Here is a 20584-nt window from a genome sequence, read left to right as displayed (position 1 = left end):
TTTGTCATACTCTATGGATCAACCAGAACAACCATCAACTAATGGCAGATATGCTGCAAATACTGACACAACTTTTACTCAACAAGTACAGCGGCTACATCAGTTGACAGTGTATGGTAGGTGGTTGGTTGTCGGTTGTTTATGGTTAATAATTACACCTTTATGCTTGTGGGATTTACAAGCAGAAATTGCGCTTTGGCGACAATATTTTACTTGGGTGGCACTGCGCTATGGGCTTTTTTACCATCCGCTGTCTACCCTGAGTTTAGCGTTCTGTATCGGCATGACAACAGCAGTGTTAATTTGGCAAAGTCGCAATATTTTATTAGGACTACCAGAAGACGAGCGACGGCGTTTAGAACAGCAAGTCTATCGCATCCGTCAGCAGGGGCCGAGTCATCCTTTATGGAAGTGGGTTTGTCAATAAATTAGGGCATATGGGAATTGTAATCAGTCTTATCTCCCCACCTCCCCATACCCTATGTAAAAGTAAATATATTGCCAAAGTTGGAAATTATACATGAATTCTTCTCAAATTCAATTTAGCGATCGCTCGTCAGAAATTGACCTCTACCAACTGCAACAGCTATTTGATCTGGTTGCTTTCTGGGCTAAAGGACGCAGAATTGAAGATTTGAGTATGGCGATCGGTAATAGTGATCCGGTAATTTTTGTCTGCGATGGAGAACAATTAATTGGTTTTGCTAGAGCAACATCTGATTGTATCTATCGGGCGACGATTTGGGATGTTGTTGTTCACCCAGACTACCGAGATTTAGGTTTGGGAAGCAAATTAGTCGAAACTGTTTTAAGTCATCCCCGCGTGAGGTGGGTTGAGCGTGTATATCTGATGACAACTCACCAACAGGGATTCTACGAAAAAATAGGTTTTCAGCCGAATACTACCACCACGATGGTGTTGTATAACCAAACTAATTTTGCTTCATTGAATATTGGAGAAGTTCACTTTCCTGAATCAATAGAGGGACGGAAATTTGCAATCTAGTCAATTGCTCTGGGGCTTGTTGATAGTTGGGAGGAGAAACGATTTCTAGTTTTCCTCCCATTGCTTCTAACAGAGTTTGATTGAGTAATAGTTTCATTCCAGGGGAAAGAGTCGTATTTTCTGCACCAATTTGCGGCATTTTGTCTTCAGAATTGACAAATTCAATAGATTTGATGAAATCCACCGACTCGCTCCAAGGTAAAGCATTCATAGGTACATCCAGCCAAATATTCACAGAATTAGTTGTCGGTGATGGGCTACTGGAAATACAAATGCTACCTTCCTCCATTTGGGCGATCGCCGTATCCACTAAATTTACCAAAATTTGCCGTAGCCATCTGTAATCTGCTACGACGTAAATATCCGGATCTGGAGGTAGCACTTGTAAGGGATAATTGCGATTTGCCGCCAACAGATAAATTAATTGATACACTTCCTGTAGCAATTCCGCTAAAGGTAGCGGCTGAATATCTAATTTATTAGTCCCGTGTTCAGTTCTCGCCACACGCAGAATTTCATCAATCAGCTTCAGTAGTTTTAGCGCTCGGTCATGGGCTTGGGCGATAAATTCTCGCTCCTCATCAGCGTTTTCACACAAATCTGACAAAATTAATTGGTGTAAGCCGATGAGGCCATTTAAAGGCGATCGCAATTCATGAGTAGTCCGAGCCAAAAAACCCGCTTTAAACTGGCTCATCTCTCGCGCCATTTGGTATGCTAGCTGCACTTGCTCGAGTTGTTGCAAGGTTTGTGGCTCTGGCGACTCAGTTACAGATGGGCTGGGCGCGGCGGTTGATTTTCGCCAAAATAACCCACAAAAACCCATCCCTAATAATAGTCCTGCACCTAGATATATCCAGTTGCTCCAATTCATCATTTGGTTATTATCAACTTCTTGATTGACGACAAAGGTGCAAAATCGATTTCTGGATTTACCCGCAATCGATTAAAGTCCAATTCTGTATCTGTTAGACGTTATGGAAAATTTATCTGTTTCTTGTTCAGTAATTTAGTCCCCAGCCTACCTGAGTGTAGAGATGCGATTAATCGTGTCGCTACGAGGTTAAGAGTCTAGAGTCAGTCCCATTTTCTGAACAGAAGACAATATATCTATAAACTTAAAGTGATGGCACCCTGTCGTAAAATCTGCCAACTGTTCCCTGTCCATTTAGCGACGGTGGAAGGTACACCAACGCCTGATATTTCTTGGGGAATTTGTGCAGTCTTCAGAGTGAGAACTTCTGGAAACTGCGCGTCAATTTCTGCCATTGTCTGCAGGGGCGATTGACCAGAAAAGTTGGCGCTAGTGGTAGCGAGTGGGCCTGTTTGCGCCAAAATATTTTGGGCGATCGCACTGGCTGGAATTCTGACACCAATTGTAGTTGGATCAGTGGGATTCATGACTTTTGGCACTTGTGCAGATGCTGGCAATACCAATGTTAGCGCCCCTGGCCAAAATTTGCTGGCTAATTCTTGCCAAATTTGATACTCAATATTACTACCTTGGACATAGGGCCATATATCCGACTCCCGCGCCGCCATCAAAATCAAAGGTTTGTCCTGACTGCGCTGTTTTGCTGCAAAAATCAGTGGGGCTTTTGCTGGTAAAATTGCCAGCGCGGGGACAGTATCTGTGGGAAAACTAACTAAGGAGCCAGCACATGCGCCGGCAATTAAGGCTTCAACAGTCACCTGTGTCATGATTACAAAAAAGCAGGAATGAGAAATTAACTATTATCACTCCAATTTAAAATCGGTAAAGAAGCAATCAGGATCTAAATTATGCGCTTACTACACACAATGTTGCGAGTGGGGAACCTTGAAGAGTCCTTGAAGTTCTACTGTGACGTCCTGGGGATGAAATTGCTACGCCGAAAAGACTATCCAGGGGGAGAATTTACCCTCGCTTTTGTTGGCTATGGTGACGAAAGTGAAACTGCAGTTTTGGAACTAACCTACAATTGGGGGACGGAAAAATATGAATTGGGTAACGCTTATGGTCATATTGCCATTGGCGTGGATGATATTTACGCTACCTGTGAGCAAATTAAAAGTCGGGATGGAAAAGTAGTGCGGGAGCCAGGAGCAATGAAACACGGTTCCACAGTTATCGCTTTCGTCGAAGATCCTGACGGGTATAGGGTAGAGCTGATTCAAGGGAAGTGATGGGGGAGTGTGGGAGGTGTGGGAGGAGGGGGAAGGGGGAAGTGTGGGAGGTGTGGGAGGAGGGGGAAGTGTGGGAGGTGTGGGAAGAGGGGGAGGTGTGGGAGGTGTGGGAAGAGGGGGAGGTGTGGGAGGTGTGGGAGGTGTGGGAGAAAGTAGAAGATCAAAAGCGTAAGCATAAATTATTTTTCTCCCCATCTCCCCATCTCCCCATCTCCCCACACTCCCCACACTCCCCACACTCCCCACCTCCCCATCTCCCCACACTCCCCACGCCCAATTCTTTTGTGGGGAGTGGAAAATCAAAACGCAGTTTGCAGCGATGCAGTTCTCATTCTAGGCTAGATCAATACCAGTTCCCAATTTTTACAATAAAGTCTAATTTTTTACAGATGCAACCTACAGACCCCAATAAATTTACTGATAAAGCCTGGGAGGCGATCGTTAAATCTCAGGATATAGTTCGTGCTTATCAACAACAGCAATTAGACGTTGAACATTTAATTCTGGCGCTTTTAGAAGAACCTACTAGTTTAGCTCTGCGTATCCTGGCTAAGGCTGAGGTTGATCCGCTGCGGTTACAACAGCAGCTAGAAGCTTTCACCCAGCGTCAACCCAAGGTGGGTAAAAGTGATCAGTTATATCTGGGGCGCAGTTTAGATACTATGCTTGACCGCGCTGAAGAGTTACGCGATCGCATGAAGGATTCGGATATCTCTGTGGAGCACATGCTTTTGGCTTTTGCGGAGGATGAACGAATTGGGCGACGCATACTCAAAGGCTTTAATGCTGATACTACTAAGTTAGAGGCGGCTGTGAAATCTGTGCGCGGTAGTCAAAGAGTTACAGATAAAAACCCAGAGTCTCGTTATGAAGCTCTACAAAAGTTTGGCAGGGACTTGACAGAGCAGGCAAAATCTGGTAAGCTAGACCCTGTTATTGGGCGGGACGATGAAATTCGCAGAGTAATTCAGGTGTTGTCTCGTCGCAGCAAGAATAACCCAGTATTAATTGGTGAACCGGGAGTAGGAAAAACGGCGATCGCTGAAGCCTTAGCACAGCGGATGGTCAACGGCGATGTTCCCGAATCTTTGAAAAACCGCCAACTAATTTCTCTCGATATCGGTAGTTTGATTGCTGGGGCGAAATTGCGGGGCGAATTTGAAGAACGCCTGAAAGCAGTTCTCAAGGAAGTTATTGATTCTAACGGGCAAATTGTTCTGTTTATCGATGAATTGCACACCGTTGTCGGCACGGGTTCTAGTCAACAAGGGGCGATGGATGCAGGGAATTTGTTGAAGCCGATGTTGGCGCGGGGCGAACTGCGTTGTATTGGCGCGACTACTTTAGATGAATATCGCAAACATATTGAGAAAGACGCCGCTTTAGAACGCCGTTTTCAACAGGTATTTGTGGATCAGCCGAGTGTGGAAAACACGATTTCTATTCTTCGGGGATTGAAGGAGCGTTATGAGGTTCATCATAACGTCAAGATTTCCGATTCTGCTTTGGTAGCCGCAGCCACTTTGTCAGCGCGTTACATTAGCGATCGCTTTTTACCAGATAAAGCCATTGACTTGGTGGACGAAGCTGCTGCACAGTTGAAAATGGAGATTACCTCCAAGCCTGCAGAGTTGGAAACCATTGACCGCCGCTTGATGCAGCTAGAAATGGAAAAACTGTCTCTGGCTGGGGAAGAAAAAGGGACAGCGCAAACTCAAGAGCGTTTGCAGCGAATTGAGCAAGAAATCGCCAAATTAACTGCAAAACAGCATGATTTCAATGAACAATGGCAAGGAGAAAAGCAGTTATTAGAAGCCATCAGCGCTTTGAAAAAAGAAGAAGACGCCTTGCGGGTGCAGATCGAACAGGCAGAACGGGCTTATGATTTGAATAAAGCTGCCCAATTGAAGTATGGTAAGTTGGAGGGAGTGCAGCGCGATCGCGAAGCCAAAGAAGCAAAGTTTTTAGAGATTCAAAACACAGGTGCTACCTTGTTGCGAGAACAAGTCACCGAATCTGACATTGCAGAAATCGTCGCCAAGTGGACAGGAATTCCAGTAAATCGCTTACTGGAATCAGAACGGCAAAAATTGCTGCAGTTAGAGAGTTTATTACAAGAGCGCGTGGTTGGACAACAAGAAGCGGTGACAGCAGTCGCAGCAGCAATTCGCCGCGCCCGTGCGGGAATGAAAGATCCCAGTCGTCCTATTGGGTCATTTTTGTTCATGGGACCGACTGGCGTGGGTAAAACCGAACTCGCTCGCGCTTTAGCACAGTTTCTCTTTGATTCTGATGACGCCTTGGTGCGGTTGGATATGTCTGAGTATATGGAGAAACACTCAGTATCGCGGTTGGTTGGTGCACCTCCAGGTTATGTTGGCTACGAGGAAGGTGGTCAACTTTCCGAAGCAATTCGCCGCCGTCCTTATTCTGTGGTGTTGTTGGATGAAGTGGAGAAGGCGCACCCCGATGTGTTCAATATTTTGTTGCAGGTGTTAGATGATGGGAGAATTACTGATTCCCAGGGGAGGACGGTAGATTTTCGCAACAGCGTCATCGTCATGACTAGCAATATTGGTAGTGAACATATATTAGATGTGTCTGGTGATGATGCTAAATTTGGGATGATGCAGAAGCGCGTAACAGAAGCGTTGCGATCGCACTTCCGCCCCGAATTTATCAACCGCGTGGATGATATCATTATCTTCCACACTCTCAGTCGCACGGAAATGCGACACATCATTCGCATTCAACTCAAGCGGGTGGAAAATCTCCTCAGAGAGCAAAAAATCTGCTTTGAAATCTCCGCTGCGGCTTGTGATTACTTGGTGGAAGCAGGCTATGATCCAGTTTATGGCGCTCGTCCACTAAAACGAGCAATTCAGCGAGAGATAGAAAACCCCATCGCTACCAAGTTATTGGAGAATACCTTTATTTCTGGAGATACGATTTTTATTGATAAGGGCGAGGATAGTTTATCTTTCAGTAAAAAATCTACCCTGAAAGTATCAGTTTCCCAAAATACCGTCAAGTTAGTTGAGTCACCACCGGAAGCGTAAACAAAATTAACATTTTTTCCAGGCGTTGCTATACAACGCCTGGATAATTTCAACCGTCGCAAACAGGTTTAAAATCGCTCCTCTGCTTGTGGATTCAGGCTTCCACAGATTTTCGCTGTGGCTATTTGCTCAAGAGCGTGTATAAAATCGTGATACCAATATTGGGTGCAAATAAGGATAGCTGCTGATGAAAATAGCTTATGTCACCACATATGATGTTGTGAATTATGCCGGATGGAAAAAACATCACATAGGGAATTATAGCTCTAATCATTTTATCTATAAAACCCTAGCCTCCCAGGGTATTCAGATTGAAAATATCAGCAATTTTCAGAAAAAATATACTTGGTTAACCAAGGGAAAATGGAGTTTTTATAGATATTTTGACAACAAAGATTATTACAGATGGGCTGAACCGCTGGTGAGTAAGAATTATGCTGTGCAAATTGATCAGCGGTTGTCTAGTTTGGATGTTGATTTAATTTTGTGTACAGAAGGTTCTACACCTATCGCTTATCTCAATTGTCAGCAACCAATTGTGCTTTGGGTAGATACAATTTTAGCTGCGTTGGTTGATTTTTATCCTTATTTAAGTAATCTTTGTCCGGAAACAAAGAAGAATATTTACTTGTTAGAAAAGTTGGCTTTGGAGAAATGTAAGTTAGCGATTTTTGCTTCAAATTGGGCTGCGGAACAAGCTGTGCAATTTTATGGAATTAATCCCAATAAAGTGAAAATAATTCCCAGGGGTTCAAATTTAGAAATCAATCCCCAAAGAGCGATCGCTGATATTCAAGCTTTGATTAATCGTCGCCATAACCATACATGTAAGTTAATTTTTATTGGCGTTGATTGGCAAAGAAAAGGAGGTGACATCGCTCTAGCAGTCAGTGAAGCATTAAAATATATGGGGTGGGATGTGGAATTAACAATTTTAGGAGATTTACCCCACAACAAAGAAAATTTACCCGATTTCGTTAACCCTATAGGATACATCAATAAATCCACGCCAGCCGGGAAAAAACAGTATTATGATTTACTGGCGGAGGCTCATTTTTTGATTTTACCTACCCAGGCTGATGTGACTCCCAATGTCTTAATTGAAGCTAATGCTTTTGGTGTTCCTTGTCTGACTACCAATGTGGCGGGTATTCCTAGTATTATTCACGATGACGTCAATGGCAAAACTTTTGCGGTAGATGCTACCATCAGCGACTACACTACATATATTGTCAATTATCTGAGTGACTATCAAAACTATGAGAATTTAGCGCTGTCTTCATTCAATGAGTATGTGACTCGATTAAATTGGGCGATCGCTGGTGAAACTGCCAACAGATTATTTTCTGAGCTAATCTAATCTGGGAAGCCAGGATTGAGAATGAATTAGACAAACGACAGAAACATCGATACTCATATATTACACTGATCGAGTAGAGAAATCCGCATCACCCTAGGGGGGAAAACAAGCCCATCAAAAAGGGCGATCGCATCGACTCTGCTCTTAAAATCCTCATTGAGAGACTGTTATTCAATTACAAATCATGCTAGAACAAGGCACTATCAGTATCCATACTGAGAATATTTTCCCAATTATCAAGAAGTCCCTCTACTCAGATCACCAAATCTTCTTGCGGGAATTGGTATCCAACGCGGTAGATGCTATTCAGAAGCTAAACATGGTGTCCCGTGCCGGGGAGTATACTGGAGACATCGGTGAACCAGAAATTCAAATTGCGATTGATAAAAACAATAAAACCCTCTCGCTCACCGATAATGGCATTGGGATGACTGCTGATGAAGTGAAGAAATATATCAACCAAGTCGCTTTCTCCAGTGCAGAAGAATTCATTCACAAGTATGAGGGTAAGTCAGACCAACCAATTATCGGTCATTTTGGTCTTGGTTTCTACTCCTCCTTTATGGTGGCGCAAAAAGTCGAAATCGATACCCTCTCTTATCAAGAAGGCGCCCAAGCAGTACACTGGACTTGTGATGGTTCGCCGCAGTTTACTTTAGAAGAGTCAACCCGGACAACTCGCGGTACAACTATCACCCTGACTCTCCAAGGAGAAGAAGAGGAGTTTTTAGAAGCTGCGCGGATTAAAAATCTCGTCAAGACTTACTGTGACTTCATGCCGGTGCCAATTAAACTGGATGGAGAAGTATTAAATCAGCAAAAAGCACCTTGGCGGGAGTCTGCAAGTAATCTGAGTCGAGAAGATTATTTAGAATTTTACCGCTACTTGTACCCATTTCAAGAAGAACCTTTATTGTGGGTGCATTTGAACACAGATTATCCCTTTATCATCAACGGGATTTTATATTTTCCCAAAATGCGCCCTGATGTGGATGTGACCAAGGGACAAATCAAGCTGTTTTGTAATCAAGTTTTTGTCAGCGATAACTGCGAAGAGATTATTCCTCAGTTTCTCACACCCATGCGCGGGGTGATTGATAGTACGGATATTCCTTTGAATGTATCTCGGAGTGCATTGCAAGGCGATCGCACTGTGCGGAGAATCGGCGATTATATCGCTAAGAAAGTGGGCGATCGCCTTAAGGAATTATACCGCGACAACCGCGAACAATACATCAGCGCTTGGAAAGACCTCAGCACTTTTGTGAAATTTGGTGTTCTCAACGACGAGAAATTTAAAAAACAAGTCGAAGATATCATCGTTTTCCGCACCACAGCTAAAATTGCACCAAAGGCTGCAGTGGAAACTCCCACCGTGGAAGTACAATCACCAGATGGGGATGTTTGGCAAGATGTCACTCCTTCCTCAACCGAGGATACAACATCCAGCACTCCTTACACCACCCTGAAAGAATATTTAGAACGCAACAAAGAACGCCATGAAAATCGGGTGTTTTACAGCACTGATGAAACCACCCAAGCTACATACATAGAATTGCACAAAAATCAAGGGTTAGAAGTCCTATTTATGGACTCCTTCATCGACACCCACTTTATCAACTTCCTGGAACGGGAATACAGCGACGTCAAATTTACCCGCGTAGACTCCGATTTAGATAACACCTTACTAGATCAAAACAAAGCTGGGGAAATCGTCGATCCCAAAACCAACAAAACTCGCAGCGAATCCATCAAAGAACTATTTGAGAAATCTCTCAACAAACCCAAAGTCAACATCCGCACCGAAGCGTTAAAATCTGATAATCCCCAGAGTACACCACCAGCGATCGTGCTGTTACCAGAAATTCTCCGTCGTCTGCGAGAAATGAACGCCTTAATGCAACAGCAAAATTCAGAGTTTCCCGAAGATCATATTTTACTGGTAAACACCGCTCATCCTCTAATTCAAAATCTGGCAAATCTCAACCAAGGGGGAATCATTCAAGAAGATGGACAATCTTCGACAAATCCCTTAGTCAACTTGATTTGTCAACACGTCTACGATTTAGCGCTGATGTCGCAAAAAGGATTCGACGCTGAAGGGATGAAATCCTTTGTGGAACGTTCCAATGAAGTACTCACCAAGCTAACAGAACAAGCGGGTAAGTAAATCATAGGCGAATAAAACCCCTGCAACAAAGATCTAGAGACGTAAAATTTTACGTCTCTCCATCGTGTTCACTAATAAGCCCTAAAATAGAAAGGCTGTATTCATCTGGAGATACCTAATTATGTCCCGTCGCTGCGAATTAACAGGAAAAAAAGCTAACAACGCCTTCGCGGTTTCCCACTCCCACCGTCGCACCAAACGCTTACAACAAGTAAACTTGCAAAATAAGCGCGTTTGGTGGCCGAGTGGTAATCGCTGGGTAAGATTGAAGCTGTCAACCAAAGCTATCAAATCCTTAGAAACCAAAGGTATTGAAGCCATGGCTAAAGAAGCAGGAATCAACCTCAATCATTACTAACTCCCAAATTCCAGCCCCTAACCCGTCCCCTCAAGAAAAACTCAGCGCACCTTCGCGTTAAAAATTCTCATCTCACCTCTTCATCACGAAGAGGTTTCATCATATTATCTCAGAAAAACACCACCCCCGCTCAAAACTAATCAAACCCAAGGACGATGAGCGATGAGCAACTAAACTGCCAAAATCGCTATAGAATGCGAAATATTTAGGCGATCGCTAAGGATAGCGGGGTTATGATTAAATCTTGGATGGTGATTGGGGGTGTAGCTTTTATTGTAGCTGCGGCTGGTAGTTTAATTACATCCAGCGATCGCAAGTGGTTTCAAAGATTGCAAAGACCAAGGTGGTTAACGTTTGAGGGCGCGATTCCCCTAATTTGGACTACAATCTTTATCTGCGGTGCTTGGTCAGCTTACATTATTTGGGAAAGAGAACCAGGAAGTAGTAACACTTGGTTACTGATGAGTTTATACCTGCTCTTAGAAATTGTCACTATTGCTTACACCCCTGTCATGTTCAGGTTGCGTAGTCTGAAAGTAGGGACAATCCTCGGTGGTACAGGTTTGATTATCTGTATTATTTTGACACTCGCCGTCTTGAGTATATCCGGTTGGGCAGCATTGCTACTAGTTCCCTATTTGCTGTGGAGTCCCATTGGTACTTATACCACTTGGAAAATGATGAGTCTCAATCCCCAAGACATTTAAATTACATTAAACGCCCATAGCAGGCTGTGAAACAGTTAGTGGAATCAGCTTGATTATTTAACCAAGCCCACATCTGATCACCATAGGAAAAATGCCACCATTCTTTAGGATTGCGTTGAAACCCAGCTTGAATCATTACATCCCGTAACAACTGCCGATGACTATGGTAATATTCAGCTTGAGGATGAGAATTATTGGCATAATAATCGGGATGCGATCGCTCTGACAACTCATCAATCGGCGAACCCATATTCACAATTTCCCCTGTATTATCCACCAAAGTTATATCTACCGCTGCACCCGTACTGTGGGGAGGGGGAGTTTGTAAATCCAAACTGGGTACAGCCCAAATTTGATAAACTGCTTCCCAAATTTCTCGGAGTTGATTTGGTGATAACTCCGCTATAGTCAAACCCCGCTGTTTAATTTCTGTCGCAAAACTGTAATCTACCATAAATTGCTGTACTGCTACTGGGCGATAGGCATCAAATATTTGAATTCGCCAATTCCGACGCAGTAATTGCAGATAATTTTGAGCGGCGATTAATCTTTTAATCACACTTTGTCGCAGATAATAAGGAGAAATTTCTCCATAAGGCGCACCAAGTTTTTCATAAGGATGGGGAGATTCTACCGCAAATAATTCTAGAGGAATTTCTCCTAGCTGTTCGCCACATTCGACAATTTTAATTTGCTGGTAAGGTTTCATTTAATTAGTAGTAGAATTCCCAACATTTTAAACCTGTAGAGACCTGCAACCCAACTTCTTGATCACAAAAATATTATTCTCTTTTTTCCTGGTGTATCTGATGCAATTTCTGTGGTACCGGATCATAACCCCCAGGATGAAATGGATGACAGCGACAGATGCGCTGAACTCCCATCCAGCTACCGCGCCAAACACCAAAGCGTTCAATTGCTTCCATCGCATACATAGAACAGGTGGGTTGAAAGCGACAGGTGGGGAGATACAAGGGAGAAATAAACATGCGGTAGCCCCGAATCAGCAAAATCAATAATACTTTCATCGTCGTCACCTAAATCTAATAGAGTAGTAATAGGGTGAAAATTTTTAGTAACGTTTTTGTTGACTACACTTGCCATTTTCCAGTCGATTCCCTCCTTGTGGCTACAATTTGCCATAGTTGCCGTTTGGGTATTATTCATTTTAGCGATCGCTTGGATCATTAATCGTTTTGCCAATAATGATCCCGAAATTTTGCGAAAAATAGTCCATATTGGCACCGGTAATGTGATTCTACTAGCTTGGTGGTTAAATATCCCCGCCATTGTCGGGATTACGGCTTCGATTGTCGCCAGTGCCATCACTTTATTATCTTACCGATTGCCGATTCTCCCCGGAATTAATAGTGTCGGACGCCAAAGCCTAGGCACATTTTTTTATTCTGTGAGTATTGGTGTTTTAATTGCTTGCTTCTGGTACTTACAACAACCACAGTACGCAGCTTTGGGGATTTTGGTGATGACATGGGGTGATGGACTAGCTGCTTTAATTGGACAGCGTTTTGGCAAACACAAATATGAAGTTTTTGGGGGACAAAAAAGCTGGGAAGGTTCCCTGACAATGACTGTCGTCAGCTATGCCATTAGTAGCTTGATCTTGCTGGGCGTTCAAGGTAATATCTGGTCAACTTGGATAGTCTCATTAGTTGTAGCCTTGGTAGCTACTGGCTTAGAAGCTTTTTCTTTTCTGGGGATTGATAATTTGACGGTTCCTCTCGGTAGCGCAGCCCTAGCCTTCTTTTTAATTCATAGACTTCCTACTTTGTAGACTATTAACTGCGAATTTTTTGCTGCTAGTAGCACAGGACTGCGGCAGGCTACTTGTATGAGTTGTATATCTTCTCATATTGTTGTCAATATATCGGTGATTCTAGTCACAACTTTGCGTAATTTGTTCAAACTTTCACATTAATGTTTAATTTCTGAGGACATATCAGTCTGTTCGCAACTAAATCATAAGAAATATTAATCGAAAATATATACAAATATAGTCACGAATCACTTAAGTAATTTAAAGTGGGTAGAGCAAAACAATTAGTATTATTTTGTATAAAATATTTATTCGCTGAAAAAAATAATTTGATTTAAATCCTTGAAAATCAGATTTTATTTGTCAGTATACCTATCTAGAATTTAGTGAATTTTCCACATTAAAAAAAAACTCTGTGAAGAGTAATTTAAATTACATACTGAAAGTACTGTTTTCTGGTTGCATCTGTGAAAAAAGACATTTAGAAGCAGTATAAGATTCAGTGAAGTTTCTGTACTTAATGGTGGCTTGTGTAATAAGATTTAGTGTGGAAAAATAAGAACCGTATAACCAGATACAATATGCAGATTTTTTTAATTTTCTATGCCAGAAATAGTGAGTACTCACTTAATTTTTACACAAATTAAGTAAGTATGCAGTTAATATTTGGTCGTTATGCGGTCGCCATTGTTAACTTACAGCACTTTTCCCTAAACCTCAAAGCAATCTCTGTTTGCTAAGTTGAACTCTGCTGTATTTACTTCAGTATTTCCTGAGATTGCGACTTACCAGAATGTATCCCCCAAGCTGGCTAAAGCTTGAGAGAAAACAGACTGGAGTGTAATCTTTGCAAACCGCATCAACAAATTAATTAACCTGATCTGGCTATGTAGCCTTCGAGTTGTGAGTTTTTGCTGCCAGGCTTTCCGTCACAACTGCTGTTAACTTACTTGTCCACAATTCACAGTTGATTACAACTGCAGATCATCATGTCACAACAAGTCAGTAAAAACAACTCTTTTAGAGCGCAAAAATTGTCTAAAATTATGCTTTTGCGCCAATTTCCGCCACCCACCCAAGATCAACGTCAAAATCATCATCCAGAGCCATCAGCAGAGATTGCGGGCTGGGAAGTGAGAGAATGGGGGTAGCGATCGCTACAAAAATAGAACTCAAAGCTATAGTGCAACTCCTCTAGCAAAAGGTTTGTGATATTCATCAATGAAATTGGTGTGAGGTGAGGAGATATCTGCTTTGGTAATCAATTCAAAAAAGCTGCAATTGGCAATTTAATCAAAACAAAAACCAAAGCATAAATAGCAAGCAATATCTTGCCAATTCCCAGAAAACAGTTTATTAAAAAGGGGAGAAAAATTCATGCTGATAAACAATATTTCACTGCAAAATCATGCACAAATGCTGATGCAGATTTGGGGAGAAAAAATTTCACTAAAAGCCTTACAAAATTGTCTGTCAATGATGTCTATAATTGAGCCACCAGCAACAAGACAATTTTGGCAATCAACCCAAACTAACCCAGGTATATATATTATTCTCGCAGGCAAAGTCCGGATATTAGACAGCACCGAGAACCTGATTACCACCTTATCCCCAGGATCAATTTTTGGCGAAGCCACATTATTTCCCCAAACCAACTTCACCCCCTACGCAGCCAGATCAACAGCTAATTTAAAACTGGGATATTTACCACGAGAAATATTAGAAGAATTGCTAGCAGAATCTCCTCAAATTGAACAAAAACTCCAAGCCCGTGCAGAACATTGGGAACTACTCATACAATGTCGGCAAAACTCCCAAAATCTCACTCAAACATCATCAATAGAACAAACCTTCAAAGCTTTATCCTTATTTGAAAAACACGATTTAGCCCCAGGTGCGATCGCCCCACAAATCATCCAAAATACTCAACTATTAATCTTGCAAACAGGTGAATTACAACACCGTGATGGACAGCGATTAACACCAGGAAACATCCTCACTCAACCACAACCAGGAACTTGGCAAGTTATACAACCAGCCGCTATACATATACTCAAACAATCCAACTGGGAAACAGCCCTAGAATACTGTCCAGAACTAGGAAAATGGGGACTCGACACCACAGAAATCATTCCCCAACCGACAAAATCCCGCGTCATTCCCTTCCCCCAACAACCACTATCCAGACCCCAGTCGAAAAAACCCCAGCCGTACTTTCCCAGCCCCAAAACCCGCATCCAGCAATGGTGGGGACGCCTTCACAAAAATTACCCCTTCTACGCCCAACAAAGCGCCGCTGATTGTGGCTGTGCTTGCTTAGTGATGATTGGTAAATATTGGGACAAACACCTCAGTGTTAACCGCCTACGGGAAATGACCAACGTCAACCGCAGTGGCGCCTCATTAAAAGCCCTAGCCACCGTCGCCGAAAGCCTAGGCTTTGCTAGTCGTCCCGTCAAAGCCACCCTCGATAAATTAGCCGAACAACCCCTACCAGCGATCGCCCACTGGGAAGGAAAACACTTTATCGTCGTCTACGAAATCACCAAAAACCGCGTCATTGTCTGCGATCCAGCCATCGGACAACGTAGCTTGACAAAAAGCGAATTTAATGCCAAATGGAGCGGTTACGCCCTCCTACTCGAACCCACAGCCTTATTAAAAAACACCAAAGACGAAACCCCTAGCTTTTGGAAATTTTTCCAGTTAGTCAAACCCCACTATCGAGTACTCGGCGAAATCTTCATCGCTTCCATACTGATTCAAATGTTTGGACTCGTCACACCAGTATTCACCCAATTGTTACTTGATAGAGTACTCGTCCAACGCAGCATTCCCACACTCAACGCCGTCGGTATTGGGATGATTGTCTTCGGTATCTTTAGCATCGCCATGAACGGCGTACGACAATACCTCCTAGCCCATACAGCCAACCGCATCAGCCTTTCTCTACTCGTAGGTTTCATCAAGCACACCCTACGCTTACCTCTTTCCTACTTCGAGTCCCGCTATGTCGGTGATATCGTCTCTCGCATCCAAGAAACCCAAAAAATTCAGAGTTTCCTCACCGGACAAACCCTTTCCATCCTGCTGGATTTACTCACACTAGTAGTTTATCTAGCCTTAATGTTCTCCTATAGCTGGCGCATGGCCATATTTGTGCTGTGTACAGTACCGCCATTCTTTATCCTCGCCCTAGCTAGCACCAGCATCTTACGCCGCATATCCAGAGAGATATTTAACGCCGGTGCTCAAGAAAATAGTTACCTAATCGAGTCCCTCACCGGTATCCGCACCGTTCGTTCTTTAGCTATTGAACAAACAGTACGCTGGCGTTGGGAAGAACTATTAAATGATTTAGTGAAAAAAAGCTTTAACGCACAGTTAATTAGTAACAACCTGCAAATTATTAGTGGTGTAATTCAAACCTTTGTGAATACCGCCTTGCTGTGGTTCGGCGCTACACAAGTAATTCAAGGAGAACTTACCATTGGACAATTAGTCGCTTTTAATATGTTAGTTGGAAACGTATTGAGTCCCTTTCAAAGACTTTCTCAACTGTGGAATCAACTACAAGAAATAGTAATTTCCACCGAACGAATTAATGATGTTTTAGAAGCAGAACCAGAAGAAGATTTACAAAATAAACCCCGTAAATCTTTAGGAAAACTACGCGGTCATATTTGCTTTGAGAACGTCACCTTCCGCTATCATCCAGAAAGTGAGAATAACATTTTAGAAAATCTCAAATTTCAAATTAAACCAGAACAAATGGTAGCAGTAGTAGGACGTAGTGGCTCCGGAAAAACCACCCTCAGCAAATTGATTTTAGGATTGTATCCGCCCACAGATGGTAAAGTTTTGATTGATGGTCAAGAAATTACCAATATTGCCTTACAGTCCCTGCGTTCTCAAGTTGGAGTGGTTGACCAAGATACCTTTTTATTCGGGGGAACAATTCGAGAAAATATAGCGATCGCTCATCCCCAAGCCCCCCTAGAAGACATCATTCAAGCAGCTAAATTCGCTGGTGCTGATGAATTTATCCAAAAACTGCCAATGGGTTATGAATCTCAGATTGGCGAAGGAGGAGGAATGCTTTCCGGTGGACAACGCCAACGTTTAGCGATCGCCCGTGCTTTATTAGGAAACCCCCGACTACTCCTATTCGATGAAGCCACAAGTCACCTAGATTCAGAATCAGAAAGGATTATTCAAAACAACTTGAAAACCATCCTCCAAGGACGTACCAGCGTCATCATCGCCCATCGTCTCTCCACCGTCCGTAATGCTGACTTGATTCTCGTTTTAGACCGGGGAGTATTAGTAGAAAGTGGTACTCATGAGCAATTAATCGCTAAAAAAGGTCATTACTACTACCTCAATCAACAACAATTAGCTCAAACCACTTAAAGAACAATTCTGTCAAAAACCTCCCCATACCTTAGCGCTAAAAAAATAAGAATTTAGCGCAACTCTCTCCAGAAATTTCTCCACACACATCTATGTCAGGAAAAATTCATGCCATATCCATCAACTAATAACTCATCTAGGCTGACTCCAGAACAGCCAAACTATAGACATGAACAAGAACCGATAGTAGAGAAAGAAAATCAAAAAGAGTCATCCTCAGAATTATTTTATGGTACAGAAGAATTACTAGACGCTCTACCGCAACTTTGGACACGGGGATTATTGTATGTTTTGATAGGTTTCGTAGTTGTTGGTTTACCTTGGGCGACACTTTCAAAAGTAGATGAAACTGGAACTGCTAGAGGGCGCGTAGAACCGCAAGGTGCGACCCAAAAATTGGATTCTCAAGTCAGTGGGAGTGTGAAAGCAGTTAAAGTCAAAGAAGGTGACAGCGTTAGAAGTGGACAGATTTTGTTGGAATTAGAATCGGATATTCTGCAGACAGAACTACAACAAGCACAGACAAAATTAGCAGGATTACAAACTCAGCGATCGCAAGCAGAATTACTCAAAACCCAACTTATGCTATCTATTGAAGTTTTGCAACAACAAAATCAATCCCAAGAATTAGAAAAACTCGCCCAAGTCAATCAAGCAAAACAAAACCTAGACGCCAAACAAAGCATTTATAACTTACAAAAGTTAGAAAAACTAGCACTAGTTAATCAAGTCCAACAACAGATACAAACCACTCGCAATGACGCAAAATCAGCCAAAGGTCGCTTAACTATCGATTCCAGACAAGTAGAGCGCTTTAGCCAATTGATTAAAGATGGTGCAGTTTCTGCAACTCAAGTTGACCAACTCAAAAAAGAACAACAAGAAAGTCAACGAATTTATGAAAAAGCTCAATCAGATATCAAACAAACCGAATTTCGTCTAACTGAAGAACAAAACCGCTATCAAGCCACAATGAATCAGTTAGAGTCTGATATCCAACAAGCAAAACTGCAATTACAAGAAGCGGAAAGTAACTCTCAAACTGCTATGCAAGCCGGAAAGTTAGCAGTAATGAAAAGTCAAGAACAACTTAAAGAATTACAAACACAAATTTCCACATTGCAATCAGAAATTACTCAAACTAGAAGCCAAATCACATCAGTAAAACTGCAATTGCAGCAACGAATAGTCCGCGCACCGATAGATGGAATAATTTTTGAATTACCAGTCACTAAACCAGGCGCAGTAGTCCAGTCAGGTCAACGCATTGCTCAAATTGCGCCTAAAAATGCTAGCTTTATTCTCAAAGCAGAAATTCCTAGTCAAGATAGCGGCTTTTTAAAAGTTGGTATGCCTGTCAAAATTAAGTTTGATGCTTATCCATTTCAAGAGTATGGCATCGTGTCTGGCAAAGTTATATGGGTTTCTCCTGATTCTAAAGTTAGTCAAACTCCTCAAGGAAGTATTAACAATTTTGAGTTAGAAATTGCTTTAGATCAGCAGTATGTTGAAAATGGCAATAAACGCATTGCTTTAACTGCAGGTCAAACCGCAAATGCAGAAGTAATTGTCCGTCAGCGCCGAGTAATTGACTTCATTTTAGACCCATTTAAAAAGCTGCAAAAAGGCGGTTTAGAACTTTAATCACAGGCAATATTTGATATATCCCCAACATCACACACATAGATATTGACATCAGGAGCAAGCTTATGCATCCAATTGACCTAATGAGAAAACACGGCTGGTCTTACCGTGATTTAGCAATGGAATTTGGCGTTTCTGAAGTGGAAGCTAGACGGTGGGCGTTTAGAAAAACCGCTAGCAATTACCGCAATCCCCCTTCAATGGCTTATAAATTAGCAGAAAGAATAGATAAGGAACTATCATCTATATCTGCATCAATATAGAACCATTGTTACCACCAAAGTGACCTAGACTCTACCGGAAAGTCGGGTTTTAATGAGAAGTTGAGCAGTAAGACTTCATCTGAATCTAAAAGCTAGACCAAAAGCAATGTATGGAGGGATTCCATCATGCCCGAATATCTGACGATTTCTGAATCAGACATTATTCGTAGCCTCAAACTCTCTTGTCAAATACCCGACGTAGTAGAGTCCATAGCATCACAAAGCATCATTATTGCCGCAGCGGAAGAATTAGGCATTACAATTAGCCCAGAAGAATTGCAGGAAGAAGGAAATAATTTACGGCTAGCCAAGAAACTTGTCAAAGCTAAAGACACGTGGACATGGTTAGAAAAGTACCATCTTTCTGTTGATGATTTTGAAGAATTAGTCCGCCACAATGTACTTTCGCGGAAATTAGCAAATCACTTATTTTCTGAGCAAGTCGAAAAATATTTTTATCAACACCAACTAGATTATGTAGCTGCTGTCACCTATGAGGTGATTTTCGCCGATAGAGATTTGGCTTTAGAGCTTTTTTATGCTTTAGAAGAAAGCGAAACCAGTTTTACACAAATCGCCCGTATCTACATCCAAGACATTGAACTTCGTCGTACTTATGGTTATCAAGGAGTTCAATACCGCAAAGCTTTTCGTCCAGAAATTGCAGCAGCAGTATTTGCAGCTTCCCCGCCAAATGTTCTTAAACCAATTACCACTCCTAAGGGGGTACATTTGATTTGGGTTGAGGAAATTATTCAACCTGAATTAAATAATTTTTTACAGCAAAATATTGTTACAGAACTGTTTTTAAGTTGGCTAAAACAGCAGATTACTAATGTAACGATCGCTGTTAAACTCAACTCAGATAATCATTTATCGCCTCCAGAAGAATTGCCCCAGCAGGCATAAATCTGTGATTGAGTACTCTGTATTTTCAATTCAATCATTGATTAAATGTGAGCATTTTTATATAAAAAGTGCTACAAAATTTTGAATAATTATCTAAATTATTAATTCAAGTTTTGGGTTAAATATATATAACTAATTCTGGGCAATAAATATATTATTGTCCAGTTTTTCACGTGCAATGTTAAATATTAATTGTTAACAAAAAATGGTTTATTTTCAAATATTAACTATAAAGAAAATTGGAAGAGAAACCCTTTTTTTGAATAAATGAGTTACATTATGAATGTGAGCAAAAAACAAATTGCTCACGACAAAAATTCCAAAAACGACTACTAACTTTCAGGAGAAAACCAATGATTATCTTTGATTTAAACACTTTGGAAACAGTTGAAGGTTCTGCAGTTATCGGTGGAACACCTAGTACTGTTACTGGTGGAAAGAACGTGAATCTAGTAACCGCTATCAAGCAACAATACACTGTTAACATCAGCTTGATCAAAAATGCGGCTGTAAACTCTGCTCTTAACAGTGGTGTAAACGTTTCCGGTAATGCGTCTACAACTGTTTTTGAAAACACTGCAATTGGACCCAACACATACGCTCAATCAGACGTATCCAACACCGCAATTATTGGTCAATTGTCTGAATCTGCTGGTACTTTAATCGCTGGTACTAGATAGTAAAAAAATATTGGGTACCCATTCTAGGGTATCCGATTAAGAAAAATGCTGAAAGCTTTGATTGTTCCAACAACA

General features: G+C 41.8%; 20 protein-coding genes. 15 read left to right on the top strand and 5 right to left on the bottom strand.

Annotated elements, in window-relative coordinates:
- The first annotated feature begins 13 nt into the window (after positions 1–13).
- Both MIC7126_RS0102410 and MIC7126_RS28980 read left to right on the top strand, forming a co-directional pair.
- Complete coding sequence (locus MIC7126_RS0102410; protein ID WP_017651525.1) at positions 14–427, top strand: hypothetical protein; 414 nt, start codon at positions 14–16, stop codon at positions 425–427.
- A 93-nt stretch (positions 428–520) separates the two neighbouring features.
- Entirely contained in the window at positions 521–1006 is a 486-nt protein-coding gene (locus MIC7126_RS28980; RefSeq protein WP_081602986.1) for a GNAT family N-acetyltransferase, read from the top strand.
- Here MIC7126_RS28980 and MIC7126_RS0102405 read toward each other — a convergent pair.
- A complete protein-coding gene (locus MIC7126_RS0102405) occupies positions 933–1880 on the bottom strand; it encodes a sensor histidine kinase (RefSeq protein ID WP_017651524.1) in 948 nt (315 codons plus the stop codon). The two genes, MIC7126_RS28980 and MIC7126_RS0102405, sit on opposite strands and share 74 nt — an antisense overlap.
- 236 nt (positions 1881–2116) lie before the next feature.
- Positions 2117–2707, bottom strand: a complete 591-nt coding sequence (locus MIC7126_RS0102400) for an L-threonylcarbamoyladenylate synthase (RefSeq protein WP_017651523.1) — start codon at positions 2705–2707, stop codon at positions 2117–2119.
- A gap of 81 nt (positions 2708–2788) precedes the next feature.
- Between MIC7126_RS0102400 and gloA the strand changes: the two genes are divergently transcribed.
- The 7 genes from gloA to MIC7126_RS0102365 all read left to right on the top strand — a co-directional run bounded on the left by gloA (position 2789) and on the right by MIC7126_RS0102365 (position 10826).
- Complete coding sequence (gloA, locus tag MIC7126_RS27035) at positions 2789–3172, top strand: lactoylglutathione lyase (RefSeq protein ID WP_051050378.1); 384 nt, start codon at positions 2789–2791, stop codon at positions 3170–3172.
- A gap of 7 nt (positions 3173–3179) precedes the next feature.
- Positions 3180–3344, top strand: coding sequence for a hypothetical protein (locus MIC7126_RS31105; RefSeq protein ID WP_169330792.1), 165 nt, complete (start codon positions 3180–3182; stop codon positions 3342–3344).
- A 217-nt stretch (positions 3345–3561) separates the two neighbouring features.
- A complete protein-coding gene (gene clpB / locus MIC7126_RS0102385; protein ID WP_017651521.1) occupies positions 3562–6231 on the top strand; it encodes an ATP-dependent chaperone ClpB in 2670 nt (889 codons plus the stop codon).
- A gap of 187 nt (positions 6232–6418) precedes the next feature.
- A complete protein-coding gene (locus MIC7126_RS0102380; protein WP_017651520.1) occupies positions 6419–7591 on the top strand; it encodes a glycosyltransferase family 4 protein in 1173 nt (390 codons plus the stop codon).
- A gap of 184 nt (positions 7592–7775) precedes the next feature.
- Entirely contained in the window at positions 7776–9761 is a 1986-nt protein-coding gene (gene htpG, locus MIC7126_RS0102375; protein ID WP_017651519.1) for a molecular chaperone HtpG, read from the top strand.
- Between the two features lie 121 nt (positions 9762–9882).
- Positions 9883–10119 (top strand): 50S ribosomal protein L28, encoded by a 237-nt coding sequence (rpmB, locus tag MIC7126_RS0102370; protein ID WP_017651518.1) that lies wholly within the window; start codon positions 9883–9885, stop codon positions 10117–10119.
- A gap of 233 nt (positions 10120–10352) precedes the next feature.
- Positions 10353–10826 carry a TspO/MBR family protein gene (locus MIC7126_RS0102365; protein WP_017651517.1) on the top strand — a complete coding sequence of 158 codons (474 nt, stop codon included), beginning with the start codon at positions 10353–10355 and terminating at the stop codon, positions 10824–10826.
- 1 nt (position 10827) lies between these two features.
- Here the strand turns inward: MIC7126_RS0102365 and MIC7126_RS0102360 are convergent, their stop codons facing one another.
- Together MIC7126_RS0102360 and yidD are read right to left on the bottom strand one after the other, a co-directional pair.
- Positions 10828–11535, bottom strand: a complete 708-nt coding sequence (locus tag MIC7126_RS0102360) for a M15 family metallopeptidase (RefSeq protein WP_017651516.1) — start codon at positions 11533–11535, stop codon at positions 10828–10830.
- A 73-nt stretch (positions 11536–11608) separates the two neighbouring features.
- The gene (yidD, locus tag MIC7126_RS0102355) at positions 11609–11854 is read right to left on the bottom strand and encodes a membrane protein insertion efficiency factor YidD (protein WP_017651515.1); all 246 of its coding nucleotides are present in this window, start codon (positions 11852–11854) and stop codon (positions 11609–11611) included.
- Positions 11855–11910: 56 nt separating this feature from the next.
- Between yidD and MIC7126_RS0102350 the strand changes: the two genes are divergently transcribed.
- Positions 11911–12618 carry a diacylglycerol/polyprenol kinase family protein gene (locus tag MIC7126_RS0102350; RefSeq protein WP_017651514.1) on the top strand — a complete coding sequence of 236 codons (708 nt, stop codon included), beginning with the start codon at positions 11911–11913 and terminating at the stop codon, positions 12616–12618.
- Between the two features lie 1026 nt (positions 12619–13644).
- Here the strand turns inward: MIC7126_RS0102350 and MIC7126_RS32185 are convergent.
- Positions 13645–13776 carry a hypothetical protein gene (locus MIC7126_RS32185; RefSeq protein ID WP_274517483.1) on the bottom strand — a complete coding sequence of 44 codons (132 nt, stop codon included), beginning with the start codon at positions 13774–13776 and terminating at the stop codon, positions 13645–13647.
- Between the two features lie 201 nt (positions 13777–13977).
- On the opposite strand from MIC7126_RS32185, the gene MIC7126_RS0102340 reads away from it, so the two are divergent.
- From MIC7126_RS0102340 to MIC7126_RS0102320, 5 genes are all read left to right on the top strand, one after another.
- Complete coding sequence (locus tag MIC7126_RS0102340; protein WP_017651512.1) at positions 13978–17013, top strand: peptidase domain-containing ABC transporter; 3036 nt, start codon at positions 13978–13980, stop codon at positions 17011–17013.
- Positions 17014–17121: 108 nt separating this feature from the next.
- On the top strand, positions 17122–18657 hold the full coding sequence (locus MIC7126_RS0102335; RefSeq protein ID WP_017651511.1) for a beta-barrel domain-containing protein: 1536 nt from the start codon (positions 17122–17124) through the stop codon (positions 18655–18657).
- A gap of 65 nt (positions 18658–18722) precedes the next feature.
- On the top strand, positions 18723–18920 hold the full coding sequence (locus tag MIC7126_RS0102330) for a hypothetical protein (RefSeq protein ID WP_017651510.1): 198 nt from the start codon (positions 18723–18725) through the stop codon (positions 18918–18920).
- A gap of 126 nt (positions 18921–19046) precedes the next feature.
- Positions 19047–19829, top strand: a complete 783-nt coding sequence (locus tag MIC7126_RS0102325) for a peptidylprolyl isomerase (RefSeq protein ID WP_017651509.1) — start codon at positions 19047–19049, stop codon at positions 19827–19829.
- 353 nt (positions 19830–20182) lie between these two features.
- Positions 20183–20509: a hypothetical protein gene (locus MIC7126_RS0102320; protein WP_017651508.1), complete on the top strand. Its 327-nt coding sequence runs from the start codon at positions 20183–20185 to the stop codon at positions 20507–20509.
- Positions 20510–20584 lie beyond the last annotated feature (75 nt).

The organism is Fortiea contorta PCC 7126 (genome assembly GCF_000332295.1).
Lineage (GTDB): Bacteria > Cyanobacteriota > Cyanobacteriia > Cyanobacteriales > Nostocaceae > Fortiea > Fortiea contorta.
The sequence above is the reverse complement of the archived record's forward strand: the minus strand, read 5'-3'. Positions and strand labels throughout refer to the sequence as shown.